The following is an 11901-nucleotide window of genomic DNA, read 5'->3' as shown; positions in this document are numbered from 1 at the left end:
AAGCTGTTCCCAACTGTCACAGCAGTGCAGTTGCGTATCAATACCCCGCCGTATCCCCGGGCACCCTGGGACAGTCCTGAGACAAAACGAGGCGACGATCTCTCCCGTCGCCCGGATTCAACTGCCCCCATTTGTCGGATTCGTCACGTATGCCCTCACCTCACTCCCCTGGGTGATCTGCCGCGTACGCATAGTCCGTTCGGGCCATTCAAGATTGGGCCCGAAGGGGGTGTTGCGCTGTGCCCACCTTCCGTAACGTCCTCAACTGGCAGCGGTGAATATGCCGCTGCCGCCGTGGGGGAGCCTCGATTCGGGAGAGGACGGCGCCGGCATGGGCTGGGTAACCGACTGGAGTGCGCAGGCAGCCTGCCGCACTACCGATCCGGATGAACTGTTCGTACAAGGAGCGGCGCAGAACAGGGCCAAGGCGGTGTGCACCGGATGTCCGGTGCGGACCGAGTGCCTGGCCGACGCGCTCGACAATCGCGTCGAGTTCGGCGTTTGGGGTGGCATGACCGAGCGGGAGCGGCGCGCATTGCTGCGCAGGCGGCCCACTGTCACCTCCTGGCGCCGGCTGCTCGAGACCGCACGTACCGAGTACGAGCGGAGCGCGGGCATCCTGCCCGTGGGCCTGGAGGACGACGAGACGTACGAGACGTACGCGGCAGCGGGCTAGCGGTCGCCGGCGGTACGCGGAAGGCACCACCCGCCCGTGCGCCTCGCACGGCCCGTACGTCCCGCGTCTGCCGTACGTCCCGCGTGCGCCGTCACGCAGCTCCGACCGGGGATCCGCCGGTCGCGAGCCGATCACCGATGGCCCGGAGTCCTGCGAGGTCGTGCACATCGCCCGGCAGGGCGGCCACTTCGGCCACCGCCACCTCAGGGTGGAGAGCGGTGAAGCGGTCGCGTGTGCGCTGCTCGCGCGCAAGCACCTGCATCCGTTCGGCATGCAGGCGGAGCAGGCCCGCGGTCAACTGTGATGTGGGGTGCGCCATCGAGGCGTCGGTGGTGTCGAGGGCGTCGGGGACGTCGGTGGCGTCGGGCGCAGGCTCCACGGCGGGAGAGCCGGGAGAGGCGCCCGTGGAGTCACGAAGACCAGCCTTCCCGGTCGCCTGATCCACAATGCGGCCCTCATCAAGATTTTCTGCGGCGGCGAGCGCCCGCTCGGCCGACAGCCGGGCGGCGCCGCTGCCATGGACCCGGTTGAGCACCAGCCCGGCCAGCGGCATCTCCTCCGCCGCCAGCCGCTCCACGAAGTACGCCGCCTCGCGCAGCGCGTCCCGCTCGGGTGCGGCGACCACGAGGAACGCTGTGCCGGGCGCCTGCAGCAGCCGGTACGTGGCGTCGGCGCGGGTGCGGAACCCGCCGAACATCGTGTCCATCGCGGCCACAAAGGTCTGTACGTCACGCAGCAGCTGACCGCCCAGCAGCTTCCCGAGCGTTCCCGTCATCATCGACATACCGACGTTCAGGAACTTCATCCCGGCCCGTCCGCCCATCTTCGCCGGGGTCATCAGCAGCCTGATGAACTTGCCGTCCAGGAAGGACCCGAGCCGCTTCGGTGCGTCCAGGAAGTCCAGGGCCGACCGTGACGGCGGAGTGTCCACCACGATCAGGTCCCACTCGTCGCGGGCCCTCAGCTGCCCCAGCTTCTCCATCGCCATGTACTCCTGCGTGCCGGCGAAGCCGGCCGACAGGGACTGGTAGAAGGGGTTCTCCAGAATCGCGCGGGCCCGCGCCGGATCCGCATGCGTCTCGACGATCTCGTCGAACGTGCGCTTCATGTCGAGCATCATGGCGTGCAACTCGCCCTCGCCCTTGATGCCGTCCACCCGGCGCGGGGTGTTGTCGAGCAGATCGATGCCCATGGACTGGGCCAGTCTGCGCGCCGGGTCGATGGTCAGGACGACCGCCTTGCGGCCGCGCTCCGCCGCGCGTACGCCGAGGGCCGCCGCCGTCGTCGTCTTGCCGACGCCGCCCGCGCCGCAGCACACGATGATGCGGGTGCCCGGGTCGTCGAGGAGCGGATCGATGTCCAGCAGTGGTGTGTCCTGCAGTGCGATGCCCGCGATGCCATGCGTCATGGACGGCGTCATGCGTTATCCGTTCTCCCCGTTCACACCGAGCTTCCGCAGTTCGGTCGCCAGCTGGTACAGGCCGGCCAGATCGACCCCCTCGTTCAGCAGGGGGAGTTCGTACGTCGGCAGCCCCAGGCCTGCGAGCACAGCGCGCTGCTCGCGCTCAAGCTCCACCCGCTGCGCGTGCTCGGCGGCCTGCGCCAGCAGCGGGCCGACCAGCCGGGCCGCGCCGCTCACGCCCGCCGCCGTCAGCGACTTGGCGATGTCCTTGCGGCGGGCGGCCGTCGCCGCGGTCCGTACCGCCTCCTCGTCGAGGAGGTGGGGACGCACCATGTTCACGATCACCTTCCCGGTGGGGAGGTCCGCCCCGCGCAGCTCGGCGACGCCGTCCGCGGTCTCCTGGACCGGCATCTCCTCCAGCAGCGTCACCAGGTGGACGGCGGTCTCCGGAGACTTGAGGACCCGCATCACGGCCTGGGCCTGATTGTGTATCGGGCCGATCTTCGCCAGGCCCGCCACCTCGTCGTTGACGTTCAGGAAGCGGGTGATCCGGCCGGTGGGCGGGGCGTCCATGACGACGTGGTCGTAGGCGTACTGCCCTTTCTTGTCCCGGCGGCGCACGGCCTCGCAGGCCTTGCCGGTCAGCAGCACGTCCCGTACGCCGGGGGCGATGGTCGTCGCGAAGTCGATCGCGCCGAGCTTCTTGAGCGCCCGGCCCGCCGAGCCCAGCTTGTAGAACATCTGGAGGTAGTCGAGAAGGGCCCGCTCCGCATCGATGGCCAGCGCGAAGACCTCGCCGCCGCCCGGGGCGACGGCGATCTTGCGTTCCTCGTACGGCAGCGCCTCCGTCTCGAAGAGCTGTGCGATTCCCTGCCTGCCCTCGACCTCGACGAGGAGAGTGCGCTTCCCCTCGGTCGCGAGGGCGAGCGCGAGGGCCGCGGCGACCGTCGTCTTACCGGTACCGCCCTTGCCGCTGACGACCTGAAGCCTGCTCACGTCTTCGAGCCTAACCAGTCGTCCTGCGGACTACGCAGGAGGCTGCCCGCGGGCTACGCGTGAGGCGGCCGGTCCGTGCGGCTACAGTCGCCTCCATGACCAAGTGGGAATACGCGACCGTGCCCCTTCTCGTGCACGCGACCAAGCAGATTCTGGACACCTGGGGCGAGGACGGCTGGGAGCTCGTCCAGGTCGTCCCCGGGCCGAACAACCCCGAGCAGCTCGTGGCGTATCTGAAGCGGGAGAAGTCGTGAGTGGCGCCGTCGAGGCGAAGCTCGCCGAACTCGGCCTGACGCTGCCGGAGGTCGTGCCGCCGCTGGCGGCCTACCAGCCGGCCGTGCAGTCCGGCCCGTACGTCTACACCGCGGGACAGCTCCCGATGGTGGAGGGCAAGCTTCCGGTCACCGGCAAGGTGGGCGGCGAGGTGACCGCGGAGGAGGCCAAGGAGCTGGCCGCCACCTGTGCGCTGAACGCGCTGGCCGCAGTGAAGTCGGTCACCGGCGATCTGGACCGTATCGCGCGTGTGGTGAAGGTCGTCGGATTCGTCGCGTCGGCGTCCGACTTCACCGGCCAGCCGGGCGTCATCAACGGTGCGAGCGAGCTGCTCGGTGCCGTGCTCGGCGACAAGGGTGTGCACGCGCGCAGCGCGGTGGGCGTCGCGGTGCTGCCGCTGGACGCGCCGGTCGAGATCGAGATCCAGGTGGAGCTCGTTCAGGACTGAGGCCTCGTTCAGGACCGAGGGCTCGTTCAGAACCGGGGCCTCGTTCCGGAACTGGCTCTGCCCGGGACCGTTCTTCGCCCAGGGCCGAGCCTCGCCCGGGGCCGAGCTGCCTTCGTCGGCTGAATCGCCGGTCAGTACGTGTACGGCCCTGAGCCCGCCCTCTTGCGGTGGGCTCAGGGCCGTACACGCGTTTTCGGCACCCCCTCGGCCGCCCTCGCCGATCTCTTGACGTGATCATGTCTACGGGTGTGCCCTGGTTCATGGTTAGGAATGTTTCCTATCCTTCTGAATCGGGAGGGATCTCCGTGGCACCAACCCCCCACAGGCCGCGCCGAGCGGTCGGTGCCGTTGTGGCCGTCGCCACCGCGACGTTGACCATGGCGCTGCCGGCGTCGGTAGTCAGCGCCACAGCCACAGCCACAGCCGCCGCCACCGACCACGAGGCCGAATCCGCGACGGTCTCGCAGGGCGCTGTCGAGTCGAACCACGCAGGCCACTCCGGCACCGGCTTCGTCAACTTCGCGGCCGTCAGTGGCGCGTACGTCGAGTTCACCGTCGACTCGGCGCAGGCCGCCGACGCGAAGCTCGAATTCCGCTACGCGAGCTCCACCGCCGACCGCCCCCTGGACATCGCCGTCAACGGCGCCACGGTCGCGGACGACCGGTCCTTCCCGGCCACCGGCGCATGGACGACCTGGCAGACCGTCTCCGTCGACGCCGTGCTGAAGGCGGGCAGCAACAAGATCCGCGCGACCACCTCGGGCATCGACGGACCGAACCTCGACAAGCTGTCCGTCACGGCCACCGGGCCCGCCGACACCGAACGCCCCACCGCCCCGCCGAATCTGCGCAAGGACAAGGAGCCGACGGCCACCACCGTCTCGCTCGCCTGGGACGCTGCCACCGACAACGTCGGCGTCACCGGCTACGACATCTACCAGCACGGCCAGTTGATGAAGAAGGTCGGCGGCACGACGTCGGCGGCGACCGTAGAGAACCTCGACCCCGGGACGTCGTACGACTGGACCGTCTTCGCCCGTGACGCGGCCGGCAACGCCTCGGTCGCGAGCAACGCCATCACCGTCGCCACCCTGCCCGCCCCGCCGGACGACCAAGCGCCGACCGTTCCCGCGAACCTGCACTCCCCGGCGAGGACCGCGACCACCATCGACCTCGGATGGGACGCGTCGAGCGACAACGTGAAGGTCACCGGCTACGAGATCCACCGCGACGGTGTCCTGTCCGGCACCTCGGACACGACCACGACCAGCGTCGCGGGGCTGAGCCCCAGCACGGCCTACCGGTTCAAGGTGAGGGCGTACGACGCCAAGGGCAACAAGTCCGCCTTCAGCCCCGAAACCACGGTGACGACGTCCGGCAGCCTGCCGGGCGGCACCCCCGACCCGGGCGCGGTCTCCACGCTCGCGAGCGGCGTGGACGTGGCCTGGGGCCTCGGCTTCCTCCCCGACGGCACCGGCATCTACACCGAGCGAAACACCTTCAACGTCCACAAGCTGACCGAGTCCGGCACGAAGACGCTGGTCGGCAAGGTGCCCAACTCCCAGACCACGGGCGGCGAGGGCGGCCTGATGGGCATCGAGATCAGCCCGACCTTCGCCACCGACCACTACTTGTACTTCCTCCACACGTCGAGCGAGGGCAATCGCATCGCCCGGATGACCCTCGACGGCAACACCCTGAGCGGCTACAAGGTGCTGCTCCAGGGCATGGAGAAGAGCAGGTTCCACAACGGCGGCCGGCTGCGCTTCGGCCCCGACGGCAAGCTGTACGCCTCCATGGGGGACGCCCAGACCGAGTCCCGCGCGCAGGACAGGAACTCGCTCAACGGCAAGATCCTGCGCATCAACCCCGATGGCTCGATCCCGGCCGACAACCCCTTCGGCAACGCCGTCTGGTCGCTCGGCCACCGCAACCCGCAGGGCCTCGACTTCGACTCCGAGGGCCGCCTGTGGCAGGCGGAATTCGGCAACAGCGTCATGGACGAGGTCAATCTCATCCAGAAGGGCGGCAACTACGGCTGGCCCCACTGCGAGGGCACGAGCGGCAACTGCTCCGGCTACCTCGCCCCCAGGAAGACCTGGCCGACCTCCTCGGCATCGCCCAGCGGCCTGACGATCATCAACGACCATGTCTTCGTGGCCACGACGCGCGGCGAGCGGGTCTACCGGATGCGGATCGACCCGTCCTCGAACCTGGTCGAGGAGAAGACGTACTTCCAGGGGACGTACGACCGGCTGCGCACGGTCGAGGTCGACCACGACGGCGACATCTGGCTGACCACGTCGACCGACAAGGACGGCACCGCCGGCAACGACCGGATCCTGCGCATCGACATCGTCCACTCGGGCGGTACGACCGGTACGCCCCCGGACGGGACCGAGACTGCCGTCAAGAACGCGAGCACGGCGGAGGCGAAGCCGCGCGGCAACTGCGACGCGGCCATGTGACCGGCCGAGGGGTGGCCGGTGCCCTGAGGGGGAGCGGCCACCCCTCGAACATCCAGGCGGGAACGCATAGCATCCGCCCATGTCCAATGGTCAGTGGTACCCACCGGAATGGCCCGACCGCATCCGGGCGCTCGCCGCCGGCGAGCTCACCGCCGTCACCCCCAGGCGGGCGGCGACCGTGATGCTGCTCAAGGACACCCCCGAAGGGCCCTCGGTGCACATGCTGCGCCGCCGCGCCTCCATGGCCTTCGCCGGAGGCGCGTACGTCTATCCCGGCGGTGGCGTCGACGAGCGGGACTCCCGGCCGGTCCGGTGGTCGGGCCCGCCGCTGGCCGAGTGGACCGAACGGCTCGGGATCGAGGACGAGGCATCCGCGCAGGCCATCGTGTGTGCGGCGGTGCGGGAGACGTACGAGGAGGCGGGTGTCCTGCTCGCCGGCGAGACCGCGGACTCGGTGGTCGGGGACACGACTGGCGACGACTGGGAGGCGGACCGCGCGGCCCTGGTCGACCGGGACCTCTCCTTCGCCGAGTTCCTGGACCGCCGAGGTCTGGTGCTGCGCTCGGACCTGCTGGGCGCGTGGGCCCGCTGGATCACCCCGGAGTTCGAGCCGCGCCGCTTCGACACCTGGTTCTTCGTTGCCGCGCTCCCCAAGGGACAGCGGACGAGGAACGCGTCGACGGAGGCCGACCGCACGGTGTGGATCAGGCCTGCGGACGCGGCCGCCGGGTACGACAAGGGAGAGCTGCTGATGATGCCGCCGACGATCGCCACCCTGCGGGCGCTCGGACGGTACGAGGCTGCCGCGGACGCCCTCGCCGCGGCACAGGAGCGGGATCTCACCCCGATCCTCGCCCAGGCACGCTTGGAGGAGGGCGAGCTGGTGCTCAGCTGGCCCGGCCACGACGAGTTCACCAAGCACATCCCGACGGGACCGGAGGGAGGCCCTCGATGAGCTACGCCTCAGCCCTCCCGGGGCAGCCGCGCGGGGCCGTCGTGTCCGGGCCCGTGACGGCGCGGGCGGTCAACGTACTGGCACCCAACCCGTCCGCGATGACCCTGGACGGCACCAACACCTGGATCGTCTCCGAGCCGGACTCCGAGCTCGCCGTCGTCATCGACCCGGGCCCCCTCGACGACCTACACCTCCGCAATGTCGTCGCGACCGCCGAGAAGGCGGGAAAGCGGATCGCCCTGACCCTGCTCACGCACGGGCACCCGGACCACGCGGAGGGCGCGGGCCGCTTCGCGGAGCTGACCGGCACCAAGGTCCGTGCCCTCGACCCCGCACTGCGCCTCGGCGACGAGGGCCTCGCGGCGGGCGACGCGATCCGGGTGGGCGGTCTGGAGCTGAGGGTCGTCCCCACCCCTGGTCACACCGCCGACTCGCTCTCCTTCCATCTGCCGGCCGACCGCGCCGTCCTGACCGGTGACACCGTCCTCGGCCGCGGCACGACGGTCGTCGCCCATCCCGACGGCCGCCTCGGCGACTACCTCGACTCGCTGCGCCGGCTGCGTTCGCTCACCGTCGACGACGGCGTCCACACGGTGCTCCCGGGCCACGGCCCGGTCCTGGAGGACGCCCAGGGCGTCGTCGAGTACTACCTCGCCCACCGCGCCACCCGCCTCGCCCAGGTCGAGACCGCCGTCGAGAACGGCCACGGCACGCCGGCCGAGGTAGTGGCGCATGTGTACGCGGACGTGGACAGGTCGCTGTGGCCCGCCGCGGAGCTTTCCGTGCGCGCGCAGATGGAGTATCTGCGCGAGCACGGCCTGATCTAGAACCACCGCCCGCTCGGGGTGTCACGGGCGTCGGCCGAGGCTGTGCCGGATGCCGGGCGCGCCGCATGGCCTTCGCGTACTCCGCGCGTGCCCCGCGCGCGCTCCACCCCGCCCTGTGGGGGCTCGCCGTGCGTGCTTTACGCTCCGCTTACTTTCAGCGTTTCGCATGTGGGGGAAACCGTGTTCGTCGTGTCCATTCTGCTCGTCATCGCCGCCGTGGTGATGTTCCTCGTCGCCCGGGGCGGCGAGAGGCGAGGCCTCAAGATCGGCGCCGTCGCGGCGCTGATCGCCGGCCTGTTCGCGGGCATCAGCAGCACCGTCTACGTCGTCAGCGCCTACGAGGTCGGCGTGCCGGTCGCCTTCGGCAAGGTCGGCTCGCCGATGACCTCCGGCATGCACGTCAAGTCGCCCTTCACGAACGTCACGACGTTCTCGACCCGGCCGGTCGACCTCAACCTCTCCGACAAGGACGTGGTCGAGGTGCGGTCCAGCCAGGGTGGCGTCATGTACACGGAGGTCACGGTCAAATGGGCGGTGACCCCGTCGAAGGCGGTGGAGCTCTACAGGCTCGCCGGCAGTGAGGACGCCATCCAGCAGCGGCTGGTCTACCCGGACAGCCGCGAGATCATCCGCAATGTCTTCGCCCGCTACACGAGCGAGCAGGGCTACGCCTCGGCCCGCGAGAAGATCAACACCGAGATCGGCGGGCTCATCAAAGAGCGGCTGGCCCCGCGCGGCATCGACGTGACCACCGTCAACCTGCGCAATGTGAAGCCGTCCGACCGGTTGCAGGACCAGATCGACCGCAAGATCCAGCAGCAGCAGGCGACGGAGCGGGCCACGGAGGCGGCGCGCACGGCGAAGGCCGAGGCCGAGCGGCGCCGTATCGAGGCGGAGGGCATCGCGAGGGCGAACAAGATCCTCAATGACTCGCTGACGGACAAGGTGCTCATGAACCAGTGCATCGACGCCTACAAGGAGGCGTCGGCGAAGAACCCGGTGTACGCCGTGCCGTGCGGTGGCGGAAACGGGAACCCGCTGATCGTGGACGGCAGCAAGCGCTGATCGTACGGGTGCGAAAGAGCTGCCCGTAGGACGCGAGGCCGCCGCCCGTACGGACACGAAGGGGCCGCCCGGCGGATTCGCCGGGCGGCCCCTTCCTTGCTCGTCTAGCGGGAACGCTTCGCGAGGCGCTCCACGTCCAGCAGGATCACGGCCCGCGCCTCCAGGCGCAGCCAGCCGCGCTGGGCGAAGTCGGCCAGAGCCTTGTTGACGGTCTCACGGGAGGCGCCGACGAGCTGGGCCAGCTCCTCCTGGGTGAGGTCGTGCACGACGTGGATGCCCTCCTCCGACTGCACGCCGAAGCGGCGCGACAGGTCGAGGAGCGCGCGGGCGACACGGCCCGGTACGTCGGAAAAGACCAGGTCGGACATCTGGTCGTTGGTCTTGCGGAGCCGGCGGGCGACGGCGCGCAGCAGGGCCGTTGCCACCTCGGGGCGCGCGTTGAGCCAGGGCTGGAGGTCGCCGTGGCCGAGGCCGAGGAGCTTGACCTCGGTGAGCGCGGTCGCGGTGGCCGTGCGCGGGCCCGGGTCGAACAGTGACAGCTCGCCGATCAGCTCACCGGGGCCGAGCACCGCCAGCATGTTCTCGCGGCCGTCGGGGGAGGTGCGGTGGAGCTTGACCTTGCCTTCGGTGACCACGTAAAGGCGGTCGCCGGGGTCGCCCTCGTGGAAGAGCGCGTCGCCGCGGGCGAGCGTCACTTCACTCATCGAGGCGCGGAGCTCCGCGGCCTGCTCGTCATCGAGCGCCGCGAAGAGCGGGGCGCGCCGCAGAACGTCGTCCACGAGTTCTCTCCTTGTCGACCTGCTCAGGGGACGGTGGTCCCCATGATGCCGCACAGGAATACAGTGCGATCGATCACAAGGGTCCAACACAAGTTTGACGCACCGGCGTGTCCGATTGTGAGGCAGGGGTCGAATCGGGTGGCGATCGGCCGGGCCCGGGGCGGATGTCAGTGGTGGCCCTTAGGCTGGCCGGGTGTCCAATTCGCCGGTGAGCGCGCAGGCCAAGGGGGCCGGAAGAGTGTCAGGGGAGCAGAATTCCGCTGTGGGCGAACAAGTTTCCTCCACACCGACAAAGGTAGCAAAAAGGTCAAAAGGTGCACGGTTGAAGTCTTCGGCGCCTTCCAAGACCTCCAGGTCTTCCAAGACTTCCCAGGCATCACCGAAGACTCCAGCGAAGACTTCGGTGAAGTCCGTGGCGAAGCCGGAATCGCGTCTGGCGATGGTGCGCCGCGCCCGCCGGATCAATCGCGAGCTGGCCGAGGTCTTTCCGTATGCCCACCCCGAGCTGGACTTCCGGAACCCCTTCCAACTGCTCGTGGCCACGGTTCTCTCCGCCCAGACGACCGATCTGCGGGTCAACCAGACGACGCCCGCGCTCTTCGCGAAGTATCCGACCCCCGAGGACATGGCGGCGGCCGTGCCCGAGCAGCTGGAGGAGGCCATCCGGCCCACCGGCTTCTTCCGTGCCAAGGCGAAGTCCCTGATCGGTCTCTCCACGGCCCTCCGCGACAACTTCGGCGGCGAGGTCCCGGGCCGCCTGGAGGACCTCGTCACGCTCCCGGGCGTGGGCCGCAAGACGGCGTTCGTGGTGTTGGGGAACGCGTTCGGAGTTCCCGGGATCACCGTGGACACCCACTTCATGCGGCTCGCCCGCCGCTGGAAATGGACCGAGCAGGACGACCCGGTCAAGATCGAGGCGGAGGTCGCCGCGATCTTCCCCAAGAGCGAGTGGACGATGCTCTCCCACCGGGTGATCTTCCACGGCCGCCGCATCTGCCACGCCCGCAAACCCGCCTGTGGAGCGTGCCCGATCACCCATTTGTGTCCGTCCTACGGCGAGGGCGAGACCGACCCGGAGAAGGCGAAGAAACTTCTCAAGTACGAGATGGGCGGCTATCCCGGCCAGCGTCTGAACCCGCCGCCGGACTACCCGGGCAAGCCGGCGCCGCCTCTGGGCACCTCATGACGGCGTGTCCCGGGGGCTTCGGCCCCGCGTGTGACCCGATGGGATGGAACGATCCCGGTCACCGAACGCGTTGCACACGACGGGGGTGCCCATGACACGCACGGATGAGATGTACGACGGCGAGCTGGCCGTGACGAGCGACGGTCTGCCCGACTGGCTCGGGCCGGTCGAGCACGCCGCAAGGACCGTTGCGCCGGAGCAGCTCAGCCGGTTCCTCCCGCCCGAGAACGGCTACGGTCGGCAGTCGGCCGTGCTCATCCTCTTCGGGGACGGCCCCCACGGCCCGGACCTGCTGCTCATGGAGCGTGCGAGCAGCCTCCGCTCGCACGCCGGCCAGCCGGCCTTCCCGGGCGGCGCCCTCGACCCCGAGGACGGCGATCCGGCCACCACCGGTCCGCTCCGCGCCGCCCTCCGCGAGGCCCAGGAGGAGACCGGCCTGGACCCGTCCGGCGTTCAGATCTTCGGCGTGCTGCCCCGCCTCTACATCCCGGTGAGCGGCTTCGTCGTGACCCCCGTCCTCGGCTGGTGGCGTGACCGCACCCCGGTCGCCGCCGTCGACCCGGCCGAGACCGCCCGGGTCTTCAGCGTGCCCGTGGCAGATCTCACGGACCCGGCCAACCGTGTGATGACCATCCACCCGAGCGGTCACTGCGGCCCCGCCTTCTTGGTCGCATCTGCCCTGGTCTGGGGTTTTACTGCCGGTGTGATCGACCGCATCCTCCACTTCGCCGGCTGGGAGCGGCCGTGGGACCGCGCGAAGCAGGTCCCGCTCGACTGGCGGTCATGAGACGGTTGACCGCGTGTCACTCCGGGGACTGCGACACTC

Annotated in this window: 12 protein-coding genes; 9 read left to right on the top strand and 3 right to left on the bottom strand. The window is 69.8% G+C overall.

From position 1 onward, the window contains the following. Window positions 1–331 precede the first annotated feature (331 nt). A complete protein-coding gene (locus tag ABT078_RS20565) occupies window positions 332–676 on the top strand; it encodes a WhiB family transcriptional regulator (protein WP_351229664.1) in 345 nt (114 codons plus the stop codon). 91 nt (window positions 677–767) lie between these two features. Here ABT078_RS20565 and bagB read toward each other — a convergent pair whose 3' ends face one another. Further along, the gene (gene bagB / locus ABT078_RS20560; RefSeq protein WP_351229662.1) at window positions 768–2084 is read right to left on the bottom strand and encodes an ATPase BagB; all 1317 of its coding nucleotides are present in this window, start codon (window positions 2082–2084) and stop codon (window positions 768–770) included. Between the two features lie 15 nt (window positions 2085–2099). After that, window positions 2100–3074, bottom strand: a complete 975-nt coding sequence (gene bagA / locus ABT078_RS20555; RefSeq protein ID WP_351229660.1) for an ATPase BagA — start codon at window positions 3072–3074, stop codon at window positions 2100–2102. A 95-nt stretch (window positions 3075–3169) separates the two neighbouring features. Here bagA and sp36 point away from each other — a divergent pair, with 95 nt between their 5' ends. The 6 genes from sp36 to ABT078_RS20525 all read left to right on the top strand — a co-directional run bounded on the left by sp36 (window position 3170) and on the right by ABT078_RS20525 (window position 9110). Then, a complete protein-coding gene (gene sp36, locus ABT078_RS20550; protein ID WP_017947820.1) occupies window positions 3170–3328 on the top strand; it encodes a Sp36 family protein in 159 nt (52 codons plus the stop codon). Then, window positions 3325–3795: a RidA family protein gene (locus ABT078_RS20545; protein ID WP_351229657.1), complete on the top strand. Its 471-nt coding sequence runs from the start codon at window positions 3325–3327 to the stop codon at window positions 3793–3795. Before sp36 ends, ABT078_RS20545 begins: the two co-directional genes overlap by 4 nt. Before the next feature lie 377 nt (window positions 3796–4172). Beyond that, window positions 4173–6263, top strand: coding sequence for a PQQ-dependent sugar dehydrogenase (locus ABT078_RS20540; protein WP_351229756.1), 2091 nt, complete (start codon window positions 4173–4175; stop codon window positions 6261–6263). Between the two features lie 79 nt (window positions 6264–6342). After that, window positions 6343–7218, top strand: coding sequence for an NUDIX hydrolase (locus ABT078_RS20535; protein WP_351229655.1), 876 nt, complete (start codon window positions 6343–6345; stop codon window positions 7216–7218). Beyond that, on the top strand, window positions 7215–8045 hold the full coding sequence (locus tag ABT078_RS20530; RefSeq protein ID WP_351229653.1) for an MBL fold metallo-hydrolase: 831 nt from the start codon (window positions 7215–7217) through the stop codon (window positions 8043–8045). The genes ABT078_RS20535 and ABT078_RS20530 overlap by 4 nt, the downstream gene beginning before the upstream one ends. A gap of 180 nt (window positions 8046–8225) precedes the next feature. Then, on the top strand, window positions 8226–9110 hold the full coding sequence (locus ABT078_RS20525) for a prohibitin family protein (protein WP_351229754.1): 885 nt from the start codon (window positions 8226–8228) through the stop codon (window positions 9108–9110). A gap of 104 nt (window positions 9111–9214) precedes the next feature. On the opposite strand, the gene ABT078_RS20520 is transcribed toward ABT078_RS20525, so the two are convergent. Next, on the bottom strand, window positions 9215–9889 hold the full coding sequence (locus ABT078_RS20520) for a Crp/Fnr family transcriptional regulator (protein WP_017947815.1): 675 nt from the start codon (window positions 9887–9889) through the stop codon (window positions 9215–9217). 238 nt (window positions 9890–10127) lie between these two features. Between ABT078_RS20520 and nth the strand changes: the two genes are divergently transcribed. Then, window positions 10128–11075 (top strand): endonuclease III, encoded by a 948-nt coding sequence (gene nth / locus ABT078_RS20515; RefSeq protein ID WP_502981266.1) that lies wholly within the window; start codon window positions 10128–10130, stop codon window positions 11073–11075. A gap of 91 nt (window positions 11076–11166) precedes the next feature. Further along, window positions 11167–11862 (top strand): NUDIX hydrolase, encoded by a 696-nt coding sequence (locus ABT078_RS20510; RefSeq protein WP_351229648.1) that lies wholly within the window; start codon window positions 11167–11169, stop codon window positions 11860–11862. The last annotated feature ends 39 nt before the right edge of the window (window positions 11863–11901 follow it).

The sequence above is a fragment of the Streptomyces sp. NPDC002133 genome (assembly GCF_040296405.1).
Classification (GTDB): Bacteria; Actinomycetota; Actinomycetes; order Streptomycetales; family Streptomycetaceae; genus Streptomyces.
The sequence above is the reverse complement of the archived record's forward strand: the minus strand, read 5'-3'. Positions and strand labels throughout refer to the sequence as shown.

What these genes read in the sequence shown, in the direction of transcription:
- ABT078_RS20565 (WP_351229664.1), top strand. Translation starts at nt 332, where the DNA reads ATGGGCTGGGTAACCGACTGGAGTGCGCAGGCAGCCTGCCGCACTACC.
- bagB (WP_351229662.1), bottom strand. Translation starts at nt 2,084, where the DNA reads ATGACGCATGGCATCGCGGGCATCGCACTGCAGGACACACCACTGCTG.
- sp36 (WP_017947820.1), top strand. Translation starts at nt 3,170, where the DNA reads ATGACCAAGTGGGAATACGCGACCGTGCCCCTTCTCGTGCACGCGACC.
- ABT078_RS20540 (WP_351229756.1), top strand. Translation starts at nt 4,173, where the DNA reads ATGGCGCTGCCGGCGTCGGTAGTCAGCGCCACAGCCACAGCCACAGCC.
- ABT078_RS20535 (WP_351229655.1), top strand. Translation starts at nt 6,343, where the DNA reads ATGTCCAATGGTCAGTGGTACCCACCGGAATGGCCCGACCGCATCCGG.
- ABT078_RS20530 (WP_351229653.1), top strand. Translation starts at nt 7,215, where the DNA reads ATGAGCTACGCCTCAGCCCTCCCGGGGCAGCCGCGCGGGGCCGTCGTG.
- ABT078_RS20510 (WP_351229648.1), top strand. Translation starts at nt 11,167, where the DNA reads ATGACACGCACGGATGAGATGTACGACGGCGAGCTGGCCGTGACGAGC.